Origin of the sequence: Capnocytophaga sp. oral taxon 326 str. F0382 (genome assembly GCF_000318295.1) — a bacterium.
GTDB lineage: Bacteria > Bacteroidota > Bacteroidia > Flavobacteriales > Flavobacteriaceae > Capnocytophaga > Capnocytophaga periodontitidis.
Window position 1 is genome coordinate 120593 of sequence record NZ_KB291413.1, and the last position, 23779, is coordinate 144371.

General features: G+C 39.2%; 38 protein-coding genes. 10 read left to right on the plus strand and 28 right to left on the minus strand.

What is annotated here, in order from left to right; translation table 11 throughout:
• Window positions 1-31: 31 nt before the first annotated feature.
• The 10 genes from HMPREF9073_RS08275 (at window position 32) to sufD (ending at window position 8400) form a co-directional block, all read left to right on the plus strand.
• On the plus strand, window positions 32-403 hold the full coding sequence (locus HMPREF9073_RS08275; protein WP_009750907.1) for a helix-turn-helix domain-containing protein: 372 nt from the start codon (window positions 32-34) through the stop codon (window positions 401-403).
• A 49-nt stretch (window positions 404-452) separates the two neighbouring features.
• Entirely contained in the window at window positions 453-1235 is a 783-nt protein-coding gene (locus HMPREF9073_RS08280; RefSeq protein WP_009750908.1) for an SDR family NAD(P)-dependent oxidoreductase, read from the plus strand.
• A gap of 17 nt (window positions 1236-1252) precedes the next feature.
• On the plus strand, window positions 1253-2290 hold the full coding sequence (locus tag HMPREF9073_RS08285) for an SMI1/KNR4 family protein (RefSeq protein WP_009750909.1): 1038 nt from the start codon (window positions 1253-1255) through the stop codon (window positions 2288-2290).
• Window positions 2283-3059 carry an SH3 domain-containing protein gene (locus tag HMPREF9073_RS08290; protein ID WP_009750910.1) on the plus strand — a complete coding sequence of 259 codons (777 nt, stop codon included), beginning with the start codon at window positions 2283-2285 and terminating at the stop codon, window positions 3057-3059. Before HMPREF9073_RS08285 ends, HMPREF9073_RS08290 begins: the two co-directional genes overlap by 8 nt.
• 195 nt (window positions 3060-3254) lie before the next feature.
• Window positions 3255-3506 (plus strand): SMI1/KNR4 family protein, encoded by a 252-nt coding sequence (locus HMPREF9073_RS16575; RefSeq protein WP_369699436.1) that lies wholly within the window; start codon window positions 3255-3257, stop codon window positions 3504-3506.
• Between the two features lie 15 nt (window positions 3507-3521).
• Window positions 3522-4199, plus strand: a complete 678-nt coding sequence (locus HMPREF9073_RS08295) for a DUF6348 family protein (RefSeq protein ID WP_009750912.1) — start codon at window positions 3522-3524, stop codon at window positions 4197-4199.
• Window positions 4200-4266: 67 nt separating this feature from the next.
• Window positions 4267-5007 (plus strand): Fe-S cluster assembly ATPase SufC, encoded by a 741-nt coding sequence (gene sufC / locus HMPREF9073_RS08300; RefSeq protein WP_009750913.1) that lies wholly within the window; start codon window positions 4267-4269, stop codon window positions 5005-5007.
• Window positions 5008-5022: 15 nt separating this feature from the next.
• The gene (locus HMPREF9073_RS08305; protein WP_009750914.1) at window positions 5023-5883 is read left to right on the plus strand and encodes a hypothetical protein; all 861 of its coding nucleotides are present in this window, start codon (window positions 5023-5025) and stop codon (window positions 5881-5883) included.
• A 41-nt stretch (window positions 5884-5924) separates the two neighbouring features.
• Window positions 5925-7094 (plus strand): immunity 26/phosphotriesterase HocA family protein, encoded by a 1170-nt coding sequence (locus tag HMPREF9073_RS08310; protein WP_009750915.1) that lies wholly within the window; start codon window positions 5925-5927, stop codon window positions 7092-7094.
• Between the two features lie 4 nt (window positions 7095-7098).
• Window positions 7099-8400 (plus strand): Fe-S cluster assembly protein SufD, encoded by a 1302-nt coding sequence (sufD, locus tag HMPREF9073_RS08315; RefSeq protein ID WP_009750916.1) that lies wholly within the window; start codon window positions 7099-7101, stop codon window positions 8398-8400.
• A 645-nt stretch (window positions 8401-9045) separates the two neighbouring features.
• On the opposite strand, the gene HMPREF9073_RS08320 is transcribed toward sufD, so the two are convergent.
• From HMPREF9073_RS08320 to rplW, 28 genes are all read right to left on the minus strand, one after another.
• Entirely contained in the window at window positions 9046-10299 is a 1254-nt protein-coding gene (locus HMPREF9073_RS08320) for a hemolysin family protein (protein ID WP_009750917.1), read from the minus strand.
• Window positions 10300-10356: 57 nt separating this feature from the next.
• Window positions 10357-11025, minus strand: a complete 669-nt coding sequence (locus HMPREF9073_RS08325) for a YceI family protein (protein ID WP_034555665.1) — start codon at window positions 11023-11025, stop codon at window positions 10357-10359.
• A 132-nt stretch (window positions 11026-11157) separates the two neighbouring features.
• A complete protein-coding gene (gene rplQ, locus HMPREF9073_RS08330; RefSeq protein WP_009750919.1) occupies window positions 11158-11685 on the minus strand; it encodes a 50S ribosomal protein L17 in 528 nt (175 codons plus the stop codon).
• 31 nt (window positions 11686-11716) lie between these two features.
• Entirely contained in the window at window positions 11717-12709 is a 993-nt protein-coding gene (locus HMPREF9073_RS08335; protein WP_009750920.1) for a DNA-directed RNA polymerase subunit alpha, read from the minus strand.
• Window positions 12710-12735: 26 nt separating this feature from the next.
• Complete coding sequence (gene rpsD, locus HMPREF9073_RS08340) at window positions 12736-13341, minus strand: 30S ribosomal protein S4 (RefSeq protein ID WP_009750921.1); 606 nt, start codon at window positions 13339-13341, stop codon at window positions 12736-12738.
• Between the two features lie 83 nt (window positions 13342-13424).
• Window positions 13425-13826 carry a 30S ribosomal protein S11 gene (gene rpsK / locus HMPREF9073_RS08345; RefSeq protein WP_002679512.1) on the minus strand — a complete coding sequence of 134 codons (402 nt, stop codon included), beginning with the start codon at window positions 13824-13826 and terminating at the stop codon, window positions 13425-13427.
• Between the two features lie 13 nt (window positions 13827-13839).
• Window positions 13840-14214 carry a 30S ribosomal protein S13 gene (gene rpsM / locus HMPREF9073_RS08350; protein WP_009750922.1) on the minus strand — a complete coding sequence of 125 codons (375 nt, stop codon included), beginning with the start codon at window positions 14212-14214 and terminating at the stop codon, window positions 13840-13842.
• Between the two features lie 2 nt (window positions 14215-14216).
• Entirely contained in the window at window positions 14217-14333 is a 117-nt protein-coding gene (gene ykgO / locus HMPREF9073_RS08355; RefSeq protein WP_002676536.1) for a type B 50S ribosomal protein L36, read from the minus strand.
• A 277-nt stretch (window positions 14334-14610) separates the two neighbouring features.
• The gene (infA, locus tag HMPREF9073_RS08360) at window positions 14611-14826 is read right to left on the minus strand and encodes a translation initiation factor IF-1 (RefSeq protein WP_002675066.1); all 216 of its coding nucleotides are present in this window, start codon (window positions 14824-14826) and stop codon (window positions 14611-14613) included.
• Between the two features lie 9 nt (window positions 14827-14835).
• Window positions 14836-16179, minus strand: coding sequence for a preprotein translocase subunit SecY (gene secY, locus HMPREF9073_RS08365; RefSeq protein WP_009750923.1), 1344 nt, complete (start codon window positions 16177-16179; stop codon window positions 14836-14838).
• Between the two features lie 10 nt (window positions 16180-16189).
• Entirely contained in the window at window positions 16190-16642 is a 453-nt protein-coding gene (gene rplO / locus HMPREF9073_RS08370) for a 50S ribosomal protein L15 (protein WP_009750924.1), read from the minus strand.
• 17 nt (window positions 16643-16659) lie between these two features.
• Entirely contained in the window at window positions 16660-16842 is a 183-nt protein-coding gene (gene rpmD / locus HMPREF9073_RS08375) for a 50S ribosomal protein L30 (RefSeq protein ID WP_002679387.1), read from the minus strand.
• 11 nt (window positions 16843-16853) lie between these two features.
• Complete coding sequence (gene rpsE, locus HMPREF9073_RS08380) at window positions 16854-17378, minus strand: 30S ribosomal protein S5 (RefSeq protein ID WP_009750925.1); 525 nt, start codon at window positions 17376-17378, stop codon at window positions 16854-16856.
• A gap of 5 nt (window positions 17379-17383) precedes the next feature.
• Window positions 17384-17740 carry a 50S ribosomal protein L18 gene (gene rplR / locus HMPREF9073_RS08385; protein WP_002679484.1) on the minus strand — a complete coding sequence of 119 codons (357 nt, stop codon included), beginning with the start codon at window positions 17738-17740 and terminating at the stop codon, window positions 17384-17386.
• An 11-nt stretch (window positions 17741-17751) separates the two neighbouring features.
• Window positions 17752-18294, minus strand: a complete 543-nt coding sequence (rplF, locus tag HMPREF9073_RS08390; RefSeq protein WP_009750926.1) for a 50S ribosomal protein L6 — start codon at window positions 18292-18294, stop codon at window positions 17752-17754.
• A 21-nt stretch (window positions 18295-18315) separates the two neighbouring features.
• Window positions 18316-18714: a 30S ribosomal protein S8 gene (rpsH, locus tag HMPREF9073_RS08395; protein ID WP_002675052.1), complete on the minus strand. Its 399-nt coding sequence runs from the start codon at window positions 18712-18714 to the stop codon at window positions 18316-18318.
• Window positions 18715-18735: 21 nt separating this feature from the next.
• On the minus strand, window positions 18736-19005 hold the full coding sequence (gene rpsN, locus HMPREF9073_RS08400) for a 30S ribosomal protein S14 (protein ID WP_002675050.1): 270 nt from the start codon (window positions 19003-19005) through the stop codon (window positions 18736-18738).
• A gap of 4 nt (window positions 19006-19009) precedes the next feature.
• Entirely contained in the window at window positions 19010-19561 is a 552-nt protein-coding gene (rplE, locus tag HMPREF9073_RS08405) for a 50S ribosomal protein L5 (RefSeq protein WP_009750927.1), read from the minus strand.
• Window position 19562: 1 nt separating this feature from the next.
• Complete coding sequence (rplX, locus tag HMPREF9073_RS08410) at window positions 19563-19877, minus strand: 50S ribosomal protein L24 (RefSeq protein ID WP_009750928.1); 315 nt, start codon at window positions 19875-19877, stop codon at window positions 19563-19565.
• A 16-nt stretch (window positions 19878-19893) separates the two neighbouring features.
• Window positions 19894-20262 carry a 50S ribosomal protein L14 gene (gene rplN, locus HMPREF9073_RS08415; protein WP_002675043.1) on the minus strand — a complete coding sequence of 123 codons (369 nt, stop codon included), beginning with the start codon at window positions 20260-20262 and terminating at the stop codon, window positions 19894-19896.
• Window positions 20263-20264: 2 nt separating this feature from the next.
• On the minus strand, window positions 20265-20522 hold the full coding sequence (rpsQ, locus tag HMPREF9073_RS08420) for a 30S ribosomal protein S17 (protein WP_002675041.1): 258 nt from the start codon (window positions 20520-20522) through the stop codon (window positions 20265-20267).
• Window positions 20523-20536: 14 nt separating this feature from the next.
• Entirely contained in the window at window positions 20537-20728 is a 192-nt protein-coding gene (rpmC, locus tag HMPREF9073_RS08425; RefSeq protein WP_002675028.1) for a 50S ribosomal protein L29, read from the minus strand.
• A 10-nt stretch (window positions 20729-20738) separates the two neighbouring features.
• On the minus strand, window positions 20739-21158 hold the full coding sequence (gene rplP, locus HMPREF9073_RS08430) for a 50S ribosomal protein L16 (RefSeq protein ID WP_002679503.1): 420 nt from the start codon (window positions 21156-21158) through the stop codon (window positions 20739-20741).
• A gap of 20 nt (window positions 21159-21178) precedes the next feature.
• Complete coding sequence (gene rpsC / locus HMPREF9073_RS08435; protein ID WP_002679516.1) at window positions 21179-21919, minus strand: 30S ribosomal protein S3; 741 nt, start codon at window positions 21917-21919, stop codon at window positions 21179-21181.
• A gap of 8 nt (window positions 21920-21927) precedes the next feature.
• Complete coding sequence (gene rplV, locus HMPREF9073_RS08440) at window positions 21928-22338, minus strand: 50S ribosomal protein L22 (RefSeq protein WP_009750929.1); 411 nt, start codon at window positions 22336-22338, stop codon at window positions 21928-21930.
• Between the two features lie 8 nt (window positions 22339-22346).
• Window positions 22347-22625: a 30S ribosomal protein S19 gene (gene rpsS / locus HMPREF9073_RS08445; RefSeq protein WP_009750930.1), complete on the minus strand. Its 279-nt coding sequence runs from the start codon at window positions 22623-22625 to the stop codon at window positions 22347-22349.
• 11 nt (window positions 22626-22636) lie between these two features.
• Window positions 22637-23464 (minus strand): 50S ribosomal protein L2, encoded by an 828-nt coding sequence (rplB, locus tag HMPREF9073_RS08450; protein ID WP_009750931.1) that lies wholly within the window; start codon window positions 23462-23464, stop codon window positions 22637-22639.
• Between the two features lie 21 nt (window positions 23465-23485).
• A complete protein-coding gene (gene rplW, locus HMPREF9073_RS08455; RefSeq protein ID WP_009750932.1) occupies window positions 23486-23773 on the minus strand; it encodes a 50S ribosomal protein L23 in 288 nt (95 codons plus the stop codon).
• Window positions 23774-23779 lie beyond the last annotated feature (6 nt).

Genomic DNA, 23779 nt, shown 5'->3' on the forward strand with positions numbered 1-23779 from the left:
TTACTTTTGCCTCTCAAATCATTAACTTATTATGATGAATATAGAAAAAGTAATCAATAAAATTGTACAAGAGAGAACTAAAAAAGGGTATTCTTATGAAAATATGGCGGAGGAATTACACCTCTCTGTGCCTGCTTATCGCAAATTGGAAATAGGAGAAACTAAACTATCAGTAGAAAGACTCTTTCAAATTTCTATGATATTAGAAATCCCCGTAGGAGAATTGCTCGATTTAGAAAAACAACAAATGGTACAGAACAATTACCATAACGATGCTGTATACCAACAAAAAATAGAACATTTTTACCAAGAAAATAAGGAAATAACTGAACTACTCATCAAATCTAAAGATGATTTAATTGCTCAGTTGCAGAAAGAAATAGCCTATTTAAGAAAAGAATAATTTTCTAAAGTGAAATATTCTAAAACCTAACACTTAAATATCTAAACAAATGGAACTAAATCGTATCAAAGGAAAAATCGCTTTTATCTCAGGTGCCAGCAGTGGGATAGGTAAAGCCGTAGCCGAAAAACTGGCGCAAATGGGCGTAAACCTCATTCTCTGCGCTCGTAGGGCTGAAGTATTGGCGGAACTGAAAGCTCAACTCGAAAAAGAACACGCTATAGAGGTTATTACCTTAGCTTTCGATGTGAGAAACTACCAAGAGGTGGCGAAAAACATACAATCCTTACCCGAAAAATGGCGACAAATTGATATGCTTATCAACAATGCGGGTTTAGCAATAGGATTGCAACACCTCCATACCTACGCCATAGAAGATATAGACCAGATGATCGACACCAACGTCAAAGGGTTTACCTATATCGCCAACAGTGTGATTCCGCTAATGATTGCCACTGGCAAGGTAGGAACGATTGTAAATGTAGGGTCGGTAGCGGGAGAAATAGCCTACCCCAATGGCAGTATTTATTGCGCGACCAAGTTTGCCGTAAGAGCCCTCAGCGATGCGATGCGCATAGAGCTAATGGACAAAAATATAAAGGTAACCAATGTAAAACCAGGGTTGGTAGAAACCAATTTCAGTAAGGTACGCTTCAAAGGAGATGAGCAGAAAGCCGAGAACGTGTATAAGGGTATCACCCCTTTATATGCCGAAGATATCGCCGACACTATCGCCTATATCGTCAATCTACCTGATAAAATTCAAATTACTGATATTACCGTTACCCCCCTCCACCAAGCGGATGCTTTGCATGTGTATAAAGAAGTATAGTTTGCTAATTTCCTCTTATGTTAAAAACCTTAGAACAACAATACCAATTTCAATATCCTGAACTATATCATCGGCTTTATGCCAACCAAATGCTTGATATAGGCGAATATGCTTCGCTTTGGAGTAAAGAAGTATATCCACGACTTAAAAACCACCCACCACTTTTTTTGTACAGTGGTGAGTTTGAGTTAATCCCGCTTGCTAATATTGCCGAAACTATCGAAGAACTCAATGGCGAGGACAGTTGGTTCAGCATCAACCCCGATTACCTTTTTATTCCTTTCGGACAAACGGGCGGCGGTGATTATTATTGCTTTTTGTACAACCAAAACGCTCCATCGTTGGCGCGAGATTGTAGTTCATCCCCATCGCTGGCGCGAGCTTGTAGCTCGTGCCCAATAGTACTCTTGCAACACGATTCTGACGAGGCTGAACTATTAGCAAACACCCTCGAAGACTTCTTTTTCTATGAGATGCTCAACTCGGTAAACGATATATACGAGGGGTCGCTCGTACGCAGTGAAGGTAATTTCTACGAAAATATCGCCCGCCTACTACAAAGTCATCTGCCTTATATAAGCAACGAGGCACAACGGCAAGTATTACAAGATGTTTACAGCCGGAAACTCACCAATTTCACACGTGTGTTGCCACGTTCTACCCAAACCTATCAAGGATTATTATCTGATGAAGAATTGGAGCAACTCCTGCAGCAATATATCCCTATAACAGGCGAAAAGACCTTTGTATATACAACTGAAAATGAGATAGAAAGTACTCCTCCGCGATATATAGACGGAACGCTCTATGTACGGGTAAGTCCTATCCCTGCCAAAAACGACAAAGTGTATGATGCGCTCAAAGCCCTCAATTGGCGACAAAACAAAGCTGTTACCGATCGCTTAGAGTACAGCAAGAAAATGCAATTGTACTACAACGACCAGTGTGGTATCCCGTGGGAAGAGTATATTTTAGGCGCTTTCAAAGAGCGTATTGAGGCGCTGAAGAAATTCCCCAATGTAACCGTAACTTTTGAAGAAGCAAACAATGAGTAAACAAGAAAAAGATTTCAGCGACCTCTCTCAAAAACTCCTCACCATTACCGATGGTAGTGAGTCATATTTTGCGTTACAAAAGAACAAAATTAATATTATAGTAATGAAACGAATCCTTTTAGCACTATTATTCATAAGTCATTGCAGTTTTGCACAAGTAAAAGACTTCTTTGGCATTATCAAAGATAACGATGGTTATGTAAATATTCGTGAGAAAGCCAACATCAAAAGTAAGGTTATTGGTACACTTAACAATAATACAATGGTTTATATTGGTGAAGATCCTATTGGCAATTGGCTTAAAAACGAAGATAATGGATATATCTATAAAGATAGAGTACAATGGATACATCATTTTAAAGCTATTCCATCAGTTGGAGGGAATGAATACTTAGATATTTTCTCACAAAATGGTATTGAAGTAAAGGTTGCAACTCAAAAGTTCGACAAAAACAAACATAAAATTATTTATACTAAAAAGTTTGGTGTTACTAAAATAGACGGATTTGACCCTTATGGCGTTGATTACGACCTTCCTAAAGACGAATATAAAAGCATTGAAGTAACCATTAACGGTAAAAAAGTTGATTTCCCTAAAAAGGCTTATAGTGATTTGCTTGATCCTTTGTCTGCCATAAAAGTTTATTACGATAAAGATAATGATGCTTTATACATAGTAACAACAGGCGGGGCTGGAGCTGCAGAATATGATGTTTGTTGGCAGATAATAAATGGTATTTACAAAGACAGAAAAGTAGGCTCTTTCTAATTTTAGTGCAAATCTATGTGTTTGCACAACTTTTCTAACAGCTTTTGTAACATTCTATGCAAAGTGAAAACTAAAAAAAATGACTAAAAGCAAGTTATTGACAATATTAAAACGCGTTGGGAACTGCTCGCTGTCTACCTCACTTTCTTAGAACGATTTTCGCCTGCCGATGATGCTTTCCTCAAGGGCATCAATCTGTATGGTGCTAATACTTTAATAAAGCATCAATGCGGTTATGCTTTCAGTAGTCCCAATGATGAACTCTTTCCCGATTGGAAAGCCCATTGGCTCGTAATCGCCGATAAAGATGCCGACCCTTATATACTCAACCTTTCCAAAAGTGACGGCAACGATGCGCCTATCTACAAAGCTCCCCACGGTGCAGGTGAGTGGAAATGGCGCAAAGTAGCAAGTAGTTTTTTAGAGTTTTTAGAGAAACTAAGCTAATAAAATTTAGATATTATGGAAGAAATAATACTTTTAGAACTTTCTAAACAGATAAGAGATCAAGGCTATGACGCCTCTCCTGATTTGCCTAATCTTATGATACGAATAGGCGACAAAATGCGTATTGAGCTTGATCCTATCCCTATCACCCCCGATATTCATAAAAGTGTGTTGCCAATGCATATAGGCACTTATTTAGAGGATGGATTTTTCCCACAAGGAATTTTGGATAATATAGCAGGTTTTGGTGATACCGATGAGGAAAAGATAGATTCATTCATAGAAAATTACCTTTCTACTACATTCCAAACCATCATCAATAGCTTGGGTTGCCTTTTTGATAAAGGTTGCGATATCTATCGGGACAATTATCATTGGCATACCTCTATAGGCAACCTATATTTGTTAGGAAAATGGCAAACGCCTCCCAATGAAAGAGATTTCTACAACCTTTTGATAGACATTCTGCCTCAAAATTTCACTACCGAATACCGTATCCAGTCGCTAAAATGTTTTGTAGCACGTACAAAAAGCGGATATGTAACCGAGTGCTTGTTAAACAATGAAGATTGGGACGAAGGAGCAGAACGCCTGCACCAATACGCCCAAACTTGGCAAGACGAAGCTTCTTTCCTATCTATAAAACAAATACTGATATTCCGCCTTTGCGACGCAATACACAATGAGAAATAAGTAGCTAATTTTGCATAATTCAAAATAATATCGGAACTTTGCGCCCTTAACGCTAAACTCAATTAAAATGTTAATAATAAAAAATCTCCACGCTGGTGTGGACGGCAAAGAAATCCTCAAGGGGATTGACTTAGAAATAAAAGCAGGTGAAGTTCACGCTATTATGGGACCTAACGGAGCCGGAAAATCTACCCTCTCTTCGGTGATTGCAGGCAACGAAAACTTCGAGGTAACCGAGGGTGATATCCTCTTAGAAGGCGAAAGTCTGTTAGAAGATGCCCCCGAAGAGCGCGCTCACAAAGGCATCTTCATGTCTTTCCAATACCCCGTGGAAATCCCTGGAATATCAGTAACCAACTTCATCAAAACAGCTATCAACGAGAGCCGCAAAGCAAAAGGACTCCCCGATATGCCTGCTGCCGAACTCCTCAAAAAAATACGCGAAAAAGCAGCCCTTTTAGAAATAAACCCCGACTTCCTCTCTCGCTCCCTCAACCAAGGATTCTCTGGCGGTGAGAAAAAACGCAACGAAATCTTCCAAATGGCAATGCTCGAACCCAAAATTGCTATCCTCGACGAAACCGATTCTGGTCTCGATATTGATGCCCTCCGCATTGTCGCTAATGGGGTGAACAAACTCAAAAACGAAAACAATGCAGTGCTCGTTATCACCCACTACCAACGCCTCTTAGACTACATCGTCCCCGATTATGTTCACGTGCTTTCCGATGGTAAAATCGTAAAAACAGGCGACAAAAACCTCGCCTTAGAATTGGAAGCCAAAGGTTATGATTGGTTGAAAGGATAATGATGAATTACGGTTATGCTTATTGAAAAATACACAGAAACCTTAACAAACCCTTTGTTGCCTGAGACATTTCAGTTCTTAAAAAGAAAAGACATCTTTGCTATTGACTATGAACATCGGCAAATAGGCGTATGCAATGAGTCAGAAGGATTTTCGCTCTACACTTTTGAAAAAGAACTGCTTTGGGAAATAAATAAACCTATTGTTGGGGCTTTATTAGCGATAGATCGCCAGCAAATTTGGCTTGCCCAGCGCCACGATGCTGAACACATCACCGTATGGGTGTATGATTTACAAGGGAAGGTATTGGTGTCTATGCCTATGGACGACGAAATCTACGATGCTAATATAGAGCTGAAAGCATTACCTAACAACAAGGTAGTTATCACTTTCTATGGCGGACAAGACGGCTGTATGAGCTATCTGCTATCTTTTGAAAACGAAAAACTAAAAGTCACCAAACAATTGCCTAATGATGTAGATTTCTGCTGTATGCTCAGTGAAAAAGAAGCTGTATTCACCAATTTCTACGAGGCAGAGCTCTATGTAATGAGTTATCCATCGCTAAAAACGCTCAAAAAGCACCATTTCTCCGAGGATTGGGGAGCCGTAGCACAACCTTTCAAAGGTGACAAAATACTGATTACCGATATGTACTGCAATCGGCATTACATTTTTGATGTCAGTACCCTCACAGTGGAAGACGAAATCATTTTCAAAGGTTTTGAACCTTATCAAGATGAGGTAGAAGAGTTTTTAGTAAGCGATATTGACGAACTCAACTACCACAACGGTCAACTGATAGGAGGATATACTGAAGTAGATAAACAAAGTAATCCTATATACCATTGGCTCATTAGTAAATTAGAAAATTAGCCAATTTGCTAATTAGCAAATTGACAAATTGACAAATCGGTATGTTTGAACTCAATAACGAACAACGCAAATACGTAGGCTTAGATCCTATATTACCTCATTGGGATAGGGTTTTATTGGCAGGCGACAAACACCGTCCTGAGAGCATATTGTATTTTGACGGCGATATCATCAAAAGGCAAATCATCTCCTCAAAGGAAAAGTATATTGAAAAACAATACGAGGAAGCGACACGCAACCGCAAAATATTGTTACCTAAAACCCAAAAAGGTAAAGAAGTGCCTTTGCAAGCCAATCATTTTGAAAAACGCACCCCTATTGGCGTGTGGGTAGAAATCAAAAATGACCGGTTGGCAATAACGAGCCACACCTCCGAAATCACTTTTTACGACACTTTTTGGGAAAAGCCTTCCGATAGAAAGCAAACCTCTATCCCACAGCAAATAGCTGATTTTATAGCTCAATCACCAGCAAATCATTTAGAGGAAATAGCCGAATTTAAACAACAGAAACGCAAACACGTAAAATTCAAAAAAGGTGATATTTTCTGCTTTAAGCTCAATCGCACCCAATACGGATTTGGCAGAGTGGTTTTAGATATCTATAAGGTTCAAAAAGAAAATATTATCCCCGAAAACCATTTTTGGAGATTTCTTTTCGGTCGACCTGTGATGATACAGTTCTTTGTATATGCTTCCGATACTAAAAATGTAGCTATAGAAGTATTGCAACAGCAAAAAACAATGCCCTCTAACGTGATGATGGACAACAATTTGTTCTATGGCGAATACGAAATTATAGGCAACGCTCCTATCCCCGATGAAGAATACGACTTCCCTATCAACTTTGAAGATGATGGATTTATGTTATACGGCGGTCCTAAATATTTTTTGCAATGGGGATTGATACAATTAGGAATGAGTGAAGCCGCCTTTGATGAAAGAGCCAAAAAACTCAAAACACTCACCGATAATTTAGATTATAACAATAGAGGAAATGGTATTTCACCACAGATGTATAGAAAACATCGATTAGCACAAATGCTCAGTGGAGAGGACTTACGCTGGTGTGATAGAGATTTGCGCGCACCTTTCAACAAGGCTATCAAAGATGAAATCCTTACAATTTTCGGTCTTGACCCTACAGCAAGCTATGCCACAAATTGCAAGAAGTTATACGCAATACCCTTACCAAGTGAATTAAAAAATTAAAAAGATGAATTTAAAAGAAAAATGGGTTGCTGCCTTTGAGGCGTTCCCACATAAAGACGATATATTAAAAGATATTCGCAAAGAAGCCCTTAGTTTCTTTGCCGAAAAAGGTTTCCCACATAAAAAAGTAGAAGCGTGGAAATACACCTCACTCTCTAACCTCCAAGCTACTGATTACAGCTTGTGGCAACCTATTCACAATAAAACAACCCTCTCTCCCGAAGTGTTACACAAGTACGCTATCGCGGATTGCTATCAGCTTGTGTTTGTAAACGGCTATTACTGCCCCGAAATATCGAGCAAAGAGATTGTAGGTGCTACCATTACGCCCCTATTAGAGGCGCTGCACAAGGGAGGAGAAGCCTTTATCAAAAAATATTTCAACACCAATACCGAAAAAGGCGATATATTCACAGCTCTCAACACGGCTTTTACCTCAGAAGGGCTCTATATAGAAGTACCTAAAGGAAAAATAGTAGATAAACCCATACAATTGTTGTATTTCAACGACAGAAAAGAAACCACTTGCTATCAGCCGCGCAATATTATTGCAGTGGGAGAGAATGCACAGCTCAAAGTCATTGAAGTACACCAAAACTTATCGGATACAGCTACGGCAATCCTTACCAATGCAGTAACCGAGGCTTTTGTAGCCAAAGAGGCTTTCCTCGACTATTACAAATTGCAAAACGATAGTCTGACAGCTTCCCTTATCGATAACACCTATATTTCGCAAGAAGCAAATAGCCACGCCAGCGTACATACTTTCTCGTTTGGGGGCACACTCACTCGCAACAACCTCAATTTCTATCACCAAGGCGAGTATTTAGAATCTACCCTCAAAGGGTTGAGCATTCTCAAAGGCACACAACACACCGACCATTATACGCTAGTAAACCACGCTTACCCTAACTGCGAGAGTCATCAAGATTATAAGAGTATCGTAAGTGATGAAGCCACCAATGTGTTCAATGGTAAGATAATGGTAGAGCAAATCGCCCAGAAAACGAATGCTTATCAGCAGAATGACAACATTCTCCTCTCCGATAAGGCAACAGTATACACCAAGCCCCAACTCGAAATCTTCGCTGATGATGTGAAGTGCTCACACGGTTGTACTGTAGGCTCTCTCAGTGCAGACTCCTTATTCTATCTGCAAACACGTGGGATAGGCAAAAAAGAAGCCTCTGCCCTACTCACTTATGCTTTTGCAAATACCGTATTAGAAAGCGTGAAAATCCCCGCTCTTTCAGAGTATATCAATCGCATTATTGCTGAAAAATTAGGAGTAACCGTAGATTTTTAAGAGAAGAAGTATGAGCTAACAACGTATAAAATGAGAAAGTTATACAAAGATTCCGTATAGCGTATATACAAAAAACTGTAATTTTATTTTTTGGAACGAAGTATCGATTTTTTATTTAACACTGACAATAAGCAACTTAGAGGTAAAATAGACAGGTATTTCATTTTTGGCACACTATTTTCTATATAGTAAGCGTAAGTTTGACAGACGGGATGTTAGTAAAGCTTACAAGTGCATTTAAATCATAATAAATGATTATACTGAAAATTGCTTGAAAAAACTGAATTAAACAAAATTACTGAAAAATTGCTATAAGAAACATTGTTAGATAAAGATTATTTCATTGAAAACAAGATTTTGAGAAACAGAGATTGCTAATTGTTAATCAAAATTGCTTACTATAAGAAACATTATCATTAAAGCAGAAATTGAAAAAAATTAAATTACTGAAAAAGATCATTTATTAAGCTATTTATAGGACAAAATTTTATGGAAAAAACAAATACTTTTAAGTTCATAAAATTTTTATTAGCTTAAAAGTATTAATTTTGGAGTTAGTAGTAGTATTTATATGCATTGTGAAAAAAGGCTCTTCCGAAAGGGAGAGTCTTTTTTTAATTGATAACAATTGATAACAATTGATAATTATTCGTTGTTTACTATCAATCTTACAGTTTCTATTTTGGTTTGGGAACAAGCTTCAATTACAAAAGTAAATGGAGAAATTTCTATCTTTTCACCTTGGGTAGGGATTCCTTCATTGTGAAGCACAATAAAGCCTCCTAAGGTCTCGTATTCTTCACTTTCAGGAATTTCTAAATGATATGTCTCATTGAGGTATTCCACCTCTAAACGCGCTGAAAATAGGTATTCAGTTTCCGATAGTTGTTCCTCTATAAACTTATCTTTGTCGTGTTCGTCTTCAATTTCGCCAAAGAGTTCTTCTACAATATCTTCTAAGGTTACAATCCCTGAAGTACCGCCATATTCATCGAGTACTACAGCCATACTTTTGCGCTTACGGGTAAGGAGATTCAACACTTCGTTTATTTGAATAGTTTCAGGGATATTCACGATAGGAATGAGTACCTCTTTGATATTTTTAGGTTTCTTGAACATATCAAACGAGTGTACATAGCCCAAAATATCATCGATATTTTCGTTGTATATCAATATTTTAGAAAATCCCGAAGAGACAAAAGTAGCAATCAGATTTTCAATAGATTCGTTGAGTTCTACAGCTACTATTTCGGTGCGGGGTATCATTATCTCACGCGCTTTTACTCCCGAAAACTCTAAAGCGTTTTGGAACATCTGCACTTCACTATCCATTTCTTCTTTTTTAGGCACATTTTCCAGTTGTTCAGAGATGTAGTCTACTAATTCTACTTTAGTGAATGAAAGAGGCACGTAATCACCTTTTGTTTTGAAGAATACACGCAGTACAAAATCGGAAATCCACATTACAAAGCTGGAAAGCGGATAAAACAGTAGGTAGAAAAAATAAGCAGGAATAGCAAATATTTTCAACAACTGATTAGCATAAATTTGGCAGAATACTTTAGGCATAAACTCTGCTGTAATGAGGATGATAAGGGTAGAGATTATAGTATGCCAAAGCACATTTTGGAAGAATTCGGGCAAGAGGGCAGTCATCACCTTGCCCATTTCAAAACCGTAGACTACCAAAGCCACATTGTTACCCACGAGCATAGTAGCCAATAGTTTAGAGGGCTTTCGAGTGAGTTTAGTAAGCACGTTGGCAATCACACCCTCTTGTTTTTTGAGGATTTCTAAGTGTACTTTGTTAGACGATACGTATGCTATTTCAAAGCCCGAAAAGAAGGCTGAAAGTGCCAGCGTAGTAAGGATAATAATTATAGAAATAGGTTCAACCATAAGAATAATAGAAAAAGGCAGTTGGTAGCAACTGCCTTTTATTTATGAAAAGAATTTTTACTTGGTAGCCTTAGCTTTTACTACTAACTCTACATCATCGTTGATGAATTTATCTTTTAAATCATCAAACACTGATTTAGAACCATAGTTCACTCCAAAATCTACACGATTGATTTTGAAGGGTTGAGAAACGATGCTCACTTCGTTATCGGTAACAGTAACAGTAGCAGGGAAAGACACTTCTTTAGTTTTACCTTTGATAGTAAGGTCACCAGTAAGGTTTTTACCATCGAATTTCTTGAATACAAAAGAAGCTGTTGGGAAATCTTTCACATTGAAAAAGTGGTCTACTTTTTCAGGATCAGTACCTTTAAGGTGAGCTTCAAGGTCTTCTTTACCTTTGCCTGCTTGGAGGTCGAGTACTGTGATAGTATTCATATCCAACACGAACTCAGCTTTGGTAATAGCACCATTCTCTACATTTACACCGCCTTTGGTAACATTTACGGTACCATTGTGTTTGCCTGCAGGTTTGCTACCTACCCATTCTACTACTGAAGTAGGATCAACTGAGTAAGCAAAAGTAGATGCTTGAGTAGCTTCAGGTGCAGTAGTTTGCTCGGTAGTAGGGGTAGTTGTTTCAGTACTTTGTTGAGTGTTTGTATTGTTACAACTCACGAGTGCAATGCTTGCTATAACAGCTAAGCTCAAGACGATTTTTTTCATTAGTGATTTCATTTTTAAGTCATTAATTGGGCAAAGGTATGAAATATAATCTATTCTGCCAAATTTATTTAGAAAACGAAAGAGGCTTGCCGTGGCAAACCTCCTTATTTTTATTAACTTAAATAATTGCAATTATTCAGCTGTTTCAGCTTTAACCTCAGATTTTGCTTCAGATTTAACCTGAGACTTTACTTCAGATTTAACTTCAGCTTTTGCTTCAGTTGCAGTTTCTTCAGTTGCTTTTTTTCTACCACGACGAGTAGTTTTCTTTTTAGCTGCTTTATTAGCTACGTTGTAAGTAGTGTTGTAGTCTACGAACTCAATCATAGCCATTTCGGCGTTATCGCCTAAACGATTTCCTAATTTGATGATACGAGTGTATCCACCTGGGCGGTCGCCTACTTTTACTGCTACTTCTTTGAAGAGCTCGGTTACAGCGTATTTGTTGCGCAATTTACTAAAAGCGATACGACGATTATGAGTAGTATCTTCTTTAGATTTAGTTACCAATGGCTCTACAAAAAGTTTTAGAGCTTTTGCTTTTGCCAAGGTAGTATTGATTCGTTTATGCTCGATAAGAGAGCAAGCCATATTGGCGAGCATTGAATTTCTATGAGCAGATTTTCTTCCTAAATGATTAATTTTATTTCCGTGTCTCATTTTTCCTTAGTTAAAATATCGCAAGAGCGAGTTAATCTTTATCCAATTTATACTTTGAGGTATCCATACCGAACACCAAACCTTTGTTAGCCACTAATTCGTCGAGTTCGATGAGGGATTTTTTACCGAAGTTTCTAAATTTCATCAAATCGGCTTTGTTGAATGATACTAAGTCGCCTAATGTTTCTACTTCGGCGGCTTTCAAGCAGTTGAGAGCGCGCACTGAAAGGTCCATATCTACCAATTTAGTTTTGAGCAACTGACGCATGTGTAATGATTCTTCGTCGTAAGCATCGGTTTGGGCTACTTCATCGGCTTCGAGGGTAATTCTCTCGTCGGAGAAGAGCATAAAGTGATGGATGAGGGTTTTAGCGGCTTCAGTAAGGGCTTGTTTAGGGTGGATGGAACCGTCGGTTTTAATTTCGAAGACTAATTTTTCGTAGTCAGTTTTTTGTTCAACACGATAATTTTCAACGGTGTATTTCACGTTTTTGATAGGAGTAAAGATTGAATCGGTAGCGATGACTCCTATAGCGGCGTTTGGTTTTGCGTTTTCTTCGGCGGACACGTATCCACGACCTTTTTCAATGGTAATTTCCATAGTAAAGGCGGCGGAAGTTTCCATATTGCAAATCACCAAATCGGGGTTTAGCACTTGAAAACCTGAAAGAGTTTTTTGAAAATCACCGGCAGTCAATTGTTTTTTACCAGAAACAGTAATGGTAACTGTTTCATTTTCTACATCTTCGACTTGGCGTTTGAAGCGAACTTGTTTCAAGTTGAGAATGATTTCGGTTACGTCTTCTCTCACGCCTGGTATAGTAGAAAATTCGTGGTCTACTTTATCAAATTTCACAGAGGTAATAGCGAAACCTTCGAGGGAGGAGAGCATAACTCTGCGCAATGCGTTACCTATAGTTAAACCATATCCTGGTTCCAAAGGGCGAAATTCAAATCGCCCTTCGAAATCAGATGATTCAATCATTATAACTTTATCTGGTTTTTGAAAGTTAAATAATGCCATATTTTGACTGCTGTCTTTTTTATTTATTATTTAGAGTACAACTCTACGATTAACTGTTCTTTAATATTTTCAGGAATCTGAATACGTTGAGGTACAGCTACGAAAGTACCTTCTAATTTTTCAGGGTTCCAAGTGATCCATTCGTATACGGTGCTGTGAGCAGCCAATGAATTTTCGATCACGCTTAAAGATTTTGATTTTTCGCGAACGCCTACTACATCGCCAGGTTTAAGTGAGTAAGATGGGATATTTACGATTTCTCCGTTTACGGTGATGTGGCGGTGAGACACCAATTGGCGTGCGGCGCTACGAGTAGGAGCGATACCCATACGGTATACGACGTTGTCTAAGCGAGATTCGCAAAGTTGAAGAAGCACCTCACCGGTGATGTGTTTACTTCTTTTAGCTTTTTCATATAGGTTATGGAATTGTTTTTCGAGGATTCCATAAGTATATTTAGCTTTTTGTTTTTCTTGTAGCTGGGTGGCGTATTCAGAGCGTTTTGCTCTACGGCGAGCCAAGCCGTGTTGTCCGGGAGGATAGTTTTTTCTTTCAAAAGATTTATCATCTCCGAAGATAGCTTCACCAAATTTACGAGCTATTTTAGTTTTTGGTCCTGTATATCTTGCCATTTTGAATTGTTTAAAATGAAAGGCAGTTATGAATTAAGGCATTCCTTCGATAACAACTCACCTTTCTTACTTGTTATATTAAATTATACTCTACGTTTTTTAGGAGGGCGGCATCCGTTGTGAGGAAGGGGAGTAACGTCGATAATTTCGGTTACTTCGATACCAGCGTTGTGGATAGTGCGGATAGCGGATTCTCTACCGTTACCTGGACCTTTTACGTATACTTTTACTTTTTTAAGACCGGCGTCGAAAGCTACTTTAGCAGCATCTTCGGCGGCTACTTGTGCGGCGTAAGGGGTATTTTTCTTAGAGCCTCTGAAGCCCATTTTACCTGCTGACGACCAAGCAATTACATCTCCTTTTTTATTGGTAAGAGAAATGATAACGTTGTTGAAAGTAGCTGAAACGTGAGCTTCGCCAACAGACTCAACGACTACTTTTCTCTTTTTAGAGACTTTTGCATTTTTTGCATTTTGTTTTGCCATACTCTACTACTTATTATTTAGTTGCTTTTTTCTTGTTCGCAACAGTTTTTCTTTTACCTTTTCTTGTACGAGAATTGTTTTTAGTTTTTTGACCGCGCAAAGGTAATCCGTTACGGTGGCGGATACCGCGGTAACAACCGATGTCCATCAAACGTTTGATGTTTAATTGGATTTCGGAGCGCAATTCTCCTTCGATTTTGTAAGACGCAACGATTTCGCGAATGCGGCTGATTTCGTCGTCATTCCATTCGTTTACTTTAGTGTCTTCGTTTACTTGAGCTCTACTTAATATTTCTTTAGCTCTACTTTTTCCAATACCAAAAATGTAGGTTAAACCAATAACCCCTCTTTTGTTTTTTGGTAAGTCAATACCTGCAATTCGTGCCATAATTATCCTTGTCGTTGTTTAAATTTAGGATTTTTCTTGTTAATTACGTACAATCGTCCTTTCCTGCGCACAATGATGCACTCGGAACTTCTTTTTTTAATTGATGCTCTAACTTTCATTTTGTTTTGTTTATATCAATAGAGTGCGCAAAACTACAATTTTTTTTTGTAATAGCCACATTTTTAGTGTACAAAAATTTCATTTTGCATTTAGTTCACTCGTTTTTTTGAGCGTAATTTTTGTATTCAACATTTTGAATACAAATGTTTTACGCTAAAAATACCACAAATAAAAAATTCTTATTTTATGATTGTAATTTCTCACAGATATAACTAAAAGGGTTGTATCTGTGAGAAATTATCAACCAAAATATTGGAAGAATTCTCTTAATTAAAACTAATAACGGTAGGTGATGCGAGCTTTACTTAGGTCGTAAGGGCTCATTTCGAGTTTTACTTTATCACCTGGGAGTAGTTTGATGTAATGCATACGCATTTTTCCTGAGATGTGTGCGATGACTACGTGCCCATTGTCTAACTCCACTCTGAACATTGCATTAGACAGTGCTTCTACAATAGTTCCGTCTTGTTCAATTGCTGCTTGTTTAGCCATAAATTTTAATTAAGATACTTTTCTATTTTTACCTGTTTTCATCAAACCATCATAATGGCGATTGAGCAGATATGAATTTACTTGTTGCATAGTATCAATAGCAACCCCTACTAAGATGAGTAGTGAAGTACCTCCGTAGAACAATGCCCATTGGTCTTGCATACCGATAATTTTGAGCAGTGAAGGGAAGATAGCTACCAAGGCTATACATATAGAGCCAGGGAATGTGATGAGCGACATAATTTTGTCTAAATAGTCGCCCGTTTCTTTACCTGGGCGTATACCTGGGATGAAACCTCCGCTACGTTTTAGGTCGTCGGCCATTTTGTTAGTAGGCACTGTGATTGCAGTGTAGAAATACGTGAATAGTATAATCATAGCTGCAAAGAGCAGGTTGTACCAAAATCCGAAGACGTTGGAGAAGGCTGCTTGAACACTTTTGGCAAATTCGGATTGTGATAATCCGGCTACAGTGGCTGGGATAAACATCAAGGCTTGAGCGAAGATGATAGGCATTACCCCTGCAGCGTTAAGTTTTAAAGGAATGTATTGGCGAGCGCCGAAGATATTTCTCTCGTTAGCAGTTCCTCCGTCGGCTGTTCTACGGGCGTACTGTACTGGGATTTGTCGTACTGCTTTGATCAGATAGATACAGAGCAGGATGATCACGAACCAAAGGATTATCTCGATGAGAATTAACAGAGGTCCACCAGTACCGGTAAGTCGAGAAGCGGTTTCGGAGAGGAATGCGCGAGGGAGGCGAGCGATGATACCTACCATAATGAGTAGGGAGATACCGTTACCAATTCCTTTATCGGTGATTTTTTCACCTAACCACATTGCGAAAATAGTTCCTGTTACTAAGATAAGCACCGCGGGTACGATAAAAGAGAGTCCCTTGCCTAAAAGGAAGGCAGAATCAGGGACTCCTAATCTATTGATACCGTATAGGTATACGGGTGCTTGTACAATACATATTGCAATAGTAAGCCATCGAGTGATTTGGTTTATCTTTCGGCGTCCGCTTTCACCTTCTTTTTGTAGTTTTTGGAGATAAGGAATAGCGATTCCCATCAACTGAACGACGATAGAAGCTGAGATGTAGGGCATAATCCCGAGTGCGAATACTGAGGCATTGGAGAAAGCGCCACCAGTAAAAGCGTTGAGGATGTCGAGGAGACCACCGCCAGAGGTTTTGGTAGACAACTCGTGTAATTGAGCGGAGTCGATACCAGGGAGGACGATGTGAGCTCCGAAGCGATAAACTAACAAAATTCCGAGAGTTAAAATGATTCTATTTTTTAACTCTTCAATTTTCCAAATATTGGTCAGGTTCTCGATAAACTTCTTCATAAATTGAATATTACAAGGTTACTGCTTCGCCACCAGCAGCTTCGATAGCGGCTTTAGCACTTGCAGTAAACTTATGAACAGATATTTTTAATTTAGATTTTAGTTCTCCACCTCCTAAAATTTTGACCAAGTCGGTTTTTTTAGCGAGGTTTAGTTGAACTAAGGTTTCGAGGTCAACTTTATCGGTAATTTTACCGTTATCAACGAGTTCTTGGATACGACCTAAGTTGATACCGACGTATTCTTTACGGTTAAAGTTTTTGAAACCGAATTTTGGTACGCGTCGTTGTAGGGGCATTTGACCACCTTCGAAGCCAATCTTATTAGAAAAGCCAGAACGAGATTTAGCTCCTTTGTGACCGCGGGTAGAAGTTCCTCCTTTACCAGAACCTTGACCGCGACCTACGCGCTTCCCTTCTCTGTGAATTGAACCCTGTGCGGGTTGTAAATTACTCAAGTTCATAACTTTGTATAAAAATATTATTTAACTTCTTCTACAGAAATTAAGTGTTTTACCTTATTGATCATACCAAGGATGCTTGGTGTAGCGTCGTGTTCGACGGTTCTACCGATACGAGTAAGACCTAAAGCTTCGAGAGTAAGTTTTTGGTCTTTAGGGCGTTTGATGCTACTTTTAATTTGAGTTACTTTAATTTTTGCCATAGCTATATAAATTAACCTTTAAACAATTTTTCTAAAGAGATGCCACGTTGAGCAGCGACAGTTTTAGCGCTACGCAATTGTAATAAAGCGTCGAAAGTAGCTTTGACCACGTTGTGAGGGTTAGAAGAGCCTTGAGATTTAGAGAGTACGTTATGGATACCTACGGATTCCAATACGGCACGTACTGCACCACCAGCAATAACTCCAGTACCATCGGTAGCGGGTTGTAGGAATACACGGGCACCGCCGTATTTTCCTTTTTGTTCGTGAGGCAAGGTAGTACCGTTGAGGGGGATACGCACTAAGTTTTTCTTAGCGTCTTCAACAGCTTTAGCTATAGCTTCGGAAACCTCTTTAGATTTACCTAACCCGTGACCTACGACTCCGTTTTCGTCGCCAACTACAACGATAGCGGAGAAACCGAAAGCGCGACCACCTTTAGTTACTTTAGTAACACGTTGTACACCTACCAAACGGTCTTTCAATTCCAAACCACTTGGTTTTACATATTCTATATTTTTATATTTCTGATACATAGTTATTAGAATTTAAGTCCGCCTTCTCGAGCACCGTCGGCTAATGATTTTACACGTCCGTGGTAAAGGTAACCTCCGCGGTCGAAGGATACTTTTTCGATACCTTGTTTTAAAGCTTTTTCAGCAATAGCTTTACCGACCAATGCTGCTTTTTCAGTTTTAGTACCTTTGGCGGCACTAATTTCTTTATCGCGTGAAGATGCAGCCAACAGGGTAGTACCTTTAGTATCGTCTATGATTTGGACATAGATTTCGTTATTACTTCTGAAAACAGCCAAACGAGGTTGTTCAGCAGTACCTTTTACTACTTTTCTGATTCTGCTTTTAATACGTTGTCTTCTTTCTATTCTTGATAATGCCATTGTTCTAACTATTAAGCTGATTTACCTGCTTTTCTTCTCAACACTTCGCCTACGAATTTAACGCCTTTACCTTTGTAAGGTTCAGGTTTACGGAAGCTACGGATTTTAGCCGCTACTTGACCGAGTAGTTGTTTGTCGTGAGAAGTTAATTTAATGATGGGGTTTTTACCTTTCTCGTTGATTGTTTCGAGTTTAATTTCTTTAGGCAATTCGAGAATGATATTGTGGGAGAAACCGAGGGCTAAGTCGAGTTTTTGACCTTGGTTAGCTGCACGGTATCCAACCCCTACTAACTCTAATTCTTTAGTGAAACCTTCAGAGACACCTACGACCATATTGTGTACTAATGCACGGTATAATCCGTGTTTAGCGTTTTGGTCTTTGGTAGTATCTGTAGTTTCAAACACTAAATGTCCATCTTCTTGCTTTACAGCAATGTCTTTAACCTCTTGGGTTAATTCGCCTAATTTCCCCTTTACGGTTACGGTGTTATCTTTGATAGTAACTGTAACTCCTGCGGGAATATTGATGGGTGCTTTACCTATTCTTGACATTGTTTATTGTCTTTTTATTGATTAGTAAACGTAACAAATTACCTCACCACCGATATTGAGTTCTCTCGCTTTTTTACCAGTCATCACGCCTTGTGATGTAGAGATGATAGCGATACCCAAACCGTTTAATACGCGAGGTAGGTTATCAGCGCCCGCGTACTTTCTCAGACCTGGGCGGCTGGCTCTTTCAATATGCCTAATAACGGGTTCTTTGGTTACTTTGTCGTATTTCAGAGCTATTTTGATGGTACCTTGAACGGTAGAGTCATCGAATTTATAGCTAAGGATGAACCCTTGGTCGAAAAGGATTTTAGTAATTTCCTTTTTGAGTTTAGATGCTGGGATTTCAACGACTCTGTGACCAGCGCTATTAGCATTTCTAATTCTTGTTAAATAATCTGCGATAGGATCTGTATACATAAATTTTGTCCTTTTAAATTATTACCAACTTGCTTTTTTTACACCAGGAATTAATCCTTTGTTTGCCATTTCGCGGAATAACACACGTGAAATTCCAAAGGTGCGCATATACCCTTTAGGGCGTCCGGTGAGTTTGCAACGGTTGTGCAAACGGACAGGGGAAGCATTTTTAGGGATGAGCTGAAGTGCTTCATAATCACCAGCTTCTTTTAGAGCTTTGCGTTTAGCAGCGTATTTAGCTACTAACTTTTGACGTTTCACCTCGCGGGCTTTCATTGATTCTTTAGCCATATACTTAGTTCTTTTTAAAAGGTAATCCTAATTCGCTTAATAATGATTTAGCTTCTTTATCAGTGTGAGCTGAAGTAACGAAGGTAATATCCATACCTGCAATCTTATTGATTTTATCGATGTCGATTTCAGGGAAGATGATTTGTTCGGTAACGCCTAAGTTATAGTTACCTCTACCGTCGAATCCATTTGCTTTGACGCCTTGGAAGTCTCTTACACGGGGAAGAGCTGTAGTGATAAGGCGGTCTAAGAACTCGTACATTCTTTCTCCTCTAAGGGTAACTTTGGCACCTATAGCCATACCTTTACGGAGTTTGAAAGAAGCGACGTCCTTTTTAGAATAAGTGGGAACAGCTTTCTGACCAGTAATTTTGGTAAGTTCGTCTACGGCGTAGTCGATTTGTTTTTTATCGGCTACGGCAGTACCAACACCACGGCTCACAACTATTTTTTCAAGTTTAGGAACCTGCATTACGTTTTTATAGCCAAATTCTTGTTTAAGAGCCGCAATGATGCGCTCATTGTATTCTTGTTTTAATCTAGGTACGTAAGCCATATTATATTACTACATTAGATTTTTTAGAGATTCGCACTTTTTTACCGTCTTTCACTTCGAAACCTACACGAGTAGCTTTTTTTGTTTTAGGGTCGATGAGGGAGAGGTTAGAAATGTGAATAGATGCTTCTTTTTCTACGATTCCACCTTGAGGGTTTTGAGCGTTAGGTTTGGTGTGTTTTTTCACCAAGTTAAGCCCCTCAACAATCGCTCTGTTCTTCTCACGGTCTACACGTAATACTTTGCCTTCTTTACCTTTTTCTTCTCCGGCAATTACTTTTACGGTATCTCCAGTTTTAATTTTTAGTTTCATCATTTACTTTAGTTAAAAATTAAAGCACTTCTGGTGCTAATGAAACGATCTTCATAAATTGTTTATCACGAAGTTCGCGTGCTACGGGACCGAATACACGGGTACCTCTCATTTCACCAGCTGCGTTCAAGAGAACGCAAGCGTTTTCATCAAATCGGATATAAGAACCATCGGCACGGCGTACTTCTTTTTTAGTTCTTACAACCACCGCGGTAGAAACTTGTCCTTTTTTTACGTTTCCGTTAGGGGTAGCTTCTTTGACGGTAACTACAATCTTATCGCCAACAGAGGCGTATCGGCGCTTAGTACCACCGAGTACACGGATAGTTAGCACTTCTTTAGCGCCAGTATTATCGGCTACTTTTAGTCTTGATTCTTGTTGTACCATAATTACTTAGCTCTTTCAATGATTTCTACTAATCTCCAACATTTGGTTTTGCTCAATGGGCGTGTTTCCATTATGCGTACAGTATCACCAATGTTGCAATCGTTTTTTTCGTCGTGCGCAACGTATTTTTTGGTGCGCAACACGAACTTACCATACATAGGGTGTTTTACACGTTTCACTTCTGAAACGACGATAGATTTATCCATTTTGTTGCTTGTAACAACCCCTATTCTTTCTTTTCTTAAATTTCTTTTTTCCATAAGGCAGGTTCGAATTATTGTAATTCACGTTTAGTTAGCTCACAAGCCAATCTCGCGATAGTTCTTCTTACGTTACGTAATTGAATTGGTTTTTCCAATGACGAAATTGCGTGTGCCATTTTCAAATCTGCATACGATTTCTTAAACTCACCAAGCTTTTCTTGTAGCTCAGTTATTGTCAATTTGTTAATTTCAGACTGTTTCATTGTTCTTTAATTAATTTTGATAATCTCTTGCTACAACGAATTTTGTTTTCACGGGTAGCTTTTGAGCGGCGAGGCGTAGCGCTTCTTTGGCTACGTCGAGCGGCACTCCGCCAACCTCGAACATTATTCTACCTGGTTTTACTACGGCTGCCCAGTATTCAACGGCACCTTTACCTTTACCCATACGTACTTCGAGTGGTTTTTTGGTAATAGGTTTATCTGGGAAGATTTTGATCCAAAGTTGACCTTCGCGTTTCATATAACGGGTAGCAGCGACACGAGCTGACTCGATTTGACGAGAAGTGATGAATGCTGAATCTAATGATTTAATTCCGAAAGTACCATTAGAAAGGAGCGCACCGCGGTGAGCTACGCCTTTCATTCTGCCTTTTTGTTGTTTACGATATTTCGTTCTTTTTGGCTGTAACATCTTTCTTGTTCTTTAAAAAATTACTTTTTGCGACGCGCTCTTTTGGGTGCACCAGCAGGCTTGTCAGTTGATTTACCGGAGAAGTTTCCACCGGTAGCTTTCTTAGTCATACCTACGAGTGGGGAGAGTTCTCTTTTACCATAGATTTCGCCTTTCATAATCCACACTTTGATGCCCATACGGCCATAAGTAGTGTGAGCTTCGTCAATAGCGTAATCGATATCAGCTCTAAAGGTTGAAAGAGGGATACGACCTTCTTTAAAGCTTTCGGAACGTGCCATTTCGGCTCCATTCAAACGGCCAGAAATCATTACCTTGATACCTTCGGCGTTCATACGCATAGCTGAAGCGATAGCCATTTTGATAGCGCGTTTGTAAGAGACACGGCCTTCGATTTGGCGGGCGATGCTTGCTGCAACGAGAGCGGCGTCGAGCTCAGGGCGTTTGATTTCAAAAATGTTGATTTGGATGTCTTTACCGGTGATTTTCTTAAGTTCTTCTTTCAGCTTGTCTACCTCCTGACCTCCTTTACCGATGATGATACCGGGGCGAGCGGTGGTGATAGTAACGGTTACAAGTTTAAAAGTACGTTCGATAATCACGTGAGCAACACTAGCTTTAGATAAACGAGCGAGAACATATTTTCTGATTTTGTCGTCTTCAGCGAGTTTATCTCCGTAATCATTGCCTCCATACCAGTTAGACTCCCATCCTCTGATAATTCCTAGGCGATTTCCGATTGGATTTGTTTTTTGTCCCATAGTTTATCTTAGCTTTCTGTGTTAAAATTTTTAGCTCCAAGCACTAAAGTTACGTGGTTAGAGCGTTTTCTAATTCTGTGTGCTCTTCCTTGTGGAGCTGGGCGTAAGCGTTTAAGGATAGCGCCACCATCCACGCGGATTTCTTTGATGAATACTCCTGCTTCTTCCAAGTTAGCGTTCTCGTTTTTAGCTTGCCAGTTAGCGATAGCTGAAAGCAACAATTTTTCTAAACGAGCTGCTGCTTCTTTTTGGTTGAATTTCAAAATAGCCAAGGCTTTATCTACTTGCTGACCGCGAACTAAATCTGCTACTAAGCGCATTTTTCGTGGGGAAGTAGGGCAGTTATTTAACTTTGCGAAAGCCAAGCTTTTTTTAGCTTCTTTAATTTCGTCTGCTCTTAATTTTTTTCTAACTCCCATAGCCTTAATTATTTTTTACCTTTATTTTTTGCACCTGCGTGTCCGCGGAAGGAACGAGTAGGTGAAAATTCTCCTAATTTATGTCCCACCATATTTTCAGTAATATATACAGGGACGAACTGACGACCGTTGTGTACAGCGATAGTTTGGCCAACGAAATCAGGTGTAATCATAGAAGATCGTGACCAAGTTTTGATAACGTTTTTCTTACCTGATTGTATATTTTGTTGGATTTTCTTTTCCAAGCTATAGTGAACGTAAGGTCCTTTTTTTAATGAACGTGCCATTTGTTAGTCTCTTATTTTTTTCTGCGTTCTACAATATACTTATTACTTGCTTTGGTTTTAGAACGGGTTCTATAACCTTTAGCTGGTATTCCTTTACGTGAGCGTGGGTGACCACCGGTAGCACGACCTTCACCACCACCCATTGGGTGATCTACAGGGTTCATTACTACGGCACGTGTACGAGGACGGCGTCCTAACCAGCGAGAGCGACCAGCTTTACCAGAAAGTACCAATTGGTGGTCGGAGTTTGATACAGCTCCTATGGTTGCGAGGCAAGTGAGGAGGATCATACGGGTTTCACCAGAAGGTAATTTTACGGTAGCATACTTACCATCTTTAGCCATTAGTTGGGCGAAAGTACCTGCGGAACGAGCGATATTAGCTCCTTGTCCAGGGCGCAATTCAATGCAAGAAATTACGGTACCGAGAGGGATTTGAGAGAGCGGCATTGCGTTACCGATTTCAGGAGCGATATTTTCTTGACCTGAAACGATTACTTGATCAACCTTCAAACCAGCGGGAGCGATGATGTAACGCTTTTCGCCGTCGGTGTATTGAACAAGAGCAATGAATGCTGTTCTGTTAGGGTCGTACTCGATAGAAACTACTTTGGCGTCGATGCCGAATTTGTTTCGTTTGAAGTCGATGATACGGTACTTTTTCTTATGACCACCACCAATGTAACGCATGGTCATTTTTCCTTGATTGTTTCTACCACCAGTCTTTTTCAACGGAACGAGCAAGCTCTTTTCCGGCTTATCAGTAGTAATGGTGTCGAATTCGTTTACTACTCTAAAACGCTGACCGGGGGTAATTGGTTTTAATTTTCTAACTGACATTTTTGTCTATTTGTTAAATACTTATATATTACTATAAAAATCTATAGTTCCATCTTCTACTTGCACAACTGCTTTTTTCACTGCGTTTGTTTTAGCGATTTGCAAGCCTGTTTTTGTATAACGAGTAGAACGTTTAGGCCCGTAGTTAAGGGTACGTACGGATTTCACTTTAACGCCATAAGTAGCTTCAACTTCATTTTTGATTTGAATCTTGTTAGCGTCGTTAGCTACTACGAAAGTATAGCAGTTTTTTAACTCGCTATTTTCGGTTGCTTTTTCTGTATTTACAGGTTTAATTAATACGCTCATTTTCTT

Bases quoted from the DNA above. Each gene is read 5' to 3' on its own strand.
- HMPREF9073_RS08275 (WP_009750907.1), top strand. From the start codon at position 32: ATGATGAATATAGAAAAAGTAATCAATAAAATTGTACAAGAGAGAACT.
- HMPREF9073_RS08280 (WP_009750908.1), top strand. From the start codon at position 453: ATGGAACTAAATCGTATCAAAGGAAAAATCGCTTTTATCTCAGGTGCC.
- HMPREF9073_RS08285 (WP_009750909.1), top strand. From the start codon at position 1,253: ATGTTAAAAACCTTAGAACAACAATACCAATTTCAATATCCTGAACTA.
- HMPREF9073_RS08290 (WP_009750910.1), top strand. From the start codon at position 2,283: ATGAGTAAACAAGAAAAAGATTTCAGCGACCTCTCTCAAAAACTCCTC.
- HMPREF9073_RS08295 (WP_009750912.1), top strand. From the start codon at position 3,522: ATGGAAGAAATAATACTTTTAGAACTTTCTAAACAGATAAGAGATCAA.
- sufC (WP_009750913.1), top strand. From the start codon at position 4,267: ATGTTAATAATAAAAAATCTCCACGCTGGTGTGGACGGCAAAGAAATC.
- HMPREF9073_RS08305 (WP_009750914.1), top strand. From the start codon at position 5,023: ATGCTTATTGAAAAATACACAGAAACCTTAACAAACCCTTTGTTGCCT.
- HMPREF9073_RS08310 (WP_009750915.1), top strand. From the start codon at position 5,925: ATGTTTGAACTCAATAACGAACAACGCAAATACGTAGGCTTAGATCCT.
- sufD (WP_009750916.1), top strand. From the start codon at position 7,099: ATGAATTTAAAAGAAAAATGGGTTGCTGCCTTTGAGGCGTTCCCACAT.
- HMPREF9073_RS08320 (WP_009750917.1), bottom strand. From the start codon at position 10,299: ATGGTTGAACCTATTTCTATAATTATTATCCTTACTACGCTGGCACTT.
- HMPREF9073_RS08325 (WP_034555665.1), bottom strand. From the start codon at position 11,025: ATGAAAAAAATCGTCTTGAGCTTAGCTGTTATAGCAAGCATTGCACTC.
- rplQ (WP_009750919.1), bottom strand. From the start codon at position 11,685: ATGAGACACGGAAATAAAATTAATCATTTAGGAAGAAAATCTGCTCAT.
- HMPREF9073_RS08335 (WP_009750920.1), bottom strand. From the start codon at position 12,709: ATGGCATTATTTAACTTTCAAAAACCAGATAAAGTTATAATGATTGAA.
- rpsD (WP_009750921.1), bottom strand. From the start codon at position 13,341: ATGGCAAGATATACAGGACCAAAAACTAAAATAGCTCGTAAATTTGGT.
- rpsK (WP_002679512.1), bottom strand. From the start codon at position 13,826: ATGGCAAAACAAAATGCAAAAAATGCAAAAGTCTCTAAAAAGAGAAAA.
- rpsM (WP_009750922.1), bottom strand. From the start codon at position 14,214: ATGGCACGAATTGCAGGTATTGACTTACCAAAAAACAAAAGAGGGGTT.
- ykgO (WP_002676536.1), bottom strand. From the start codon at position 14,333: ATGAAAGTTAGAGCATCAATTAAAAAAAGAAGTTCCGAGTGCATCATT.
- infA (WP_002675066.1), bottom strand. From the start codon at position 14,826: ATGGCTAAACAAGCAGCAATTGAACAAGACGGAACTATTGTAGAAGCA.
- secY (WP_009750923.1), bottom strand. From the start codon at position 16,179: ATGAAGAAGTTTATCGAGAACCTGACCAATATTTGGAAAATTGAAGAG.
- rplO (WP_009750924.1), bottom strand. From the start codon at position 16,642: ATGAACTTGAGTAATTTACAACCCGCACAGGGTTCAATTCACAGAGAA.
- rpmD (WP_002679387.1), bottom strand. From the start codon at position 16,842: ATGGCAAAAATTAAAGTAACTCAAATTAAAAGTAGCATCAAACGCCCT.
- rpsE (WP_009750925.1), bottom strand. From the start codon at position 17,378: ATGTATCAGAAATATAAAAATATAGAATATGTAAAACCAAGTGGTTTG.
- rplR (WP_002679484.1), bottom strand. From the start codon at position 17,740: ATGGCATTATCAAGAATAGAAAGAAGACAACGTATTAAAAGCAGAATC.
- rplF (WP_009750926.1), bottom strand. From the start codon at position 18,294: ATGTCAAGAATAGGTAAAGCACCCATCAATATTCCCGCAGGAGTTACA.
- rpsH (WP_002675052.1), bottom strand. From the start codon at position 18,714: ATGTATACAGATCCTATCGCAGATTATTTAACAAGAATTAGAAATGCT.
- rpsN (WP_002675050.1), bottom strand. From the start codon at position 19,005: ATGGCTAAAGAATCAATGAAAGCCCGCGAGGTGAAACGTCAAAAGTTA.
- rplE (WP_009750927.1), bottom strand. From the start codon at position 19,561: ATGGCTTACGTACCTAGATTAAAACAAGAATACAATGAGCGCATCATT.
- rplX (WP_009750928.1), bottom strand. From the start codon at position 19,877: ATGATGAAACTAAAAATTAAAACTGGAGATACCGTAAAAGTAATTGCC.
- rplN (WP_002675043.1), bottom strand. From the start codon at position 20,262: ATGGTACAACAAGAATCAAGACTAAAAGTAGCCGATAATACTGGCGCT.
- rpsQ (WP_002675041.1), bottom strand. From the start codon at position 20,522: ATGGAAAAAAGAAATTTAAGAAAAGAAAGAATAGGGGTTGTTACAAGC.
- rpmC (WP_002675028.1), bottom strand. From the start codon at position 20,728: ATGAAACAGTCTGAAATTAACAAATTGACAATAACTGAGCTACAAGAA.
- rplP (WP_002679503.1), bottom strand. From the start codon at position 21,158: ATGTTACAGCCAAAAAGAACGAAATATCGTAAACAACAAAAAGGCAGA.
- rpsC (WP_002679516.1), bottom strand. From the start codon at position 21,919: ATGGGACAAAAAACAAATCCAATCGGAAATCGCCTAGGAATTATCAGA.
- rplV (WP_009750929.1), bottom strand. From the start codon at position 22,338: ATGGGAGTTAGAAAAAAATTAAGAGCAGACGAAATTAAAGAAGCTAAA.
- rpsS (WP_009750930.1), bottom strand. From the start codon at position 22,625: ATGGCACGTTCATTAAAAAAAGGACCTTACGTTCACTATAGCTTGGAA.
- rplB (WP_009750931.1), bottom strand. From the start codon at position 23,464: ATGTCAGTTAGAAAATTAAAACCAATTACCCCCGGTCAGCGTTTTAGA.
- rplW (WP_009750932.1), bottom strand. From the start codon at position 23,773: ATGAGCGTATTAATTAAACCTGTAAATACAGAAAAAGCAACCGAAAAT.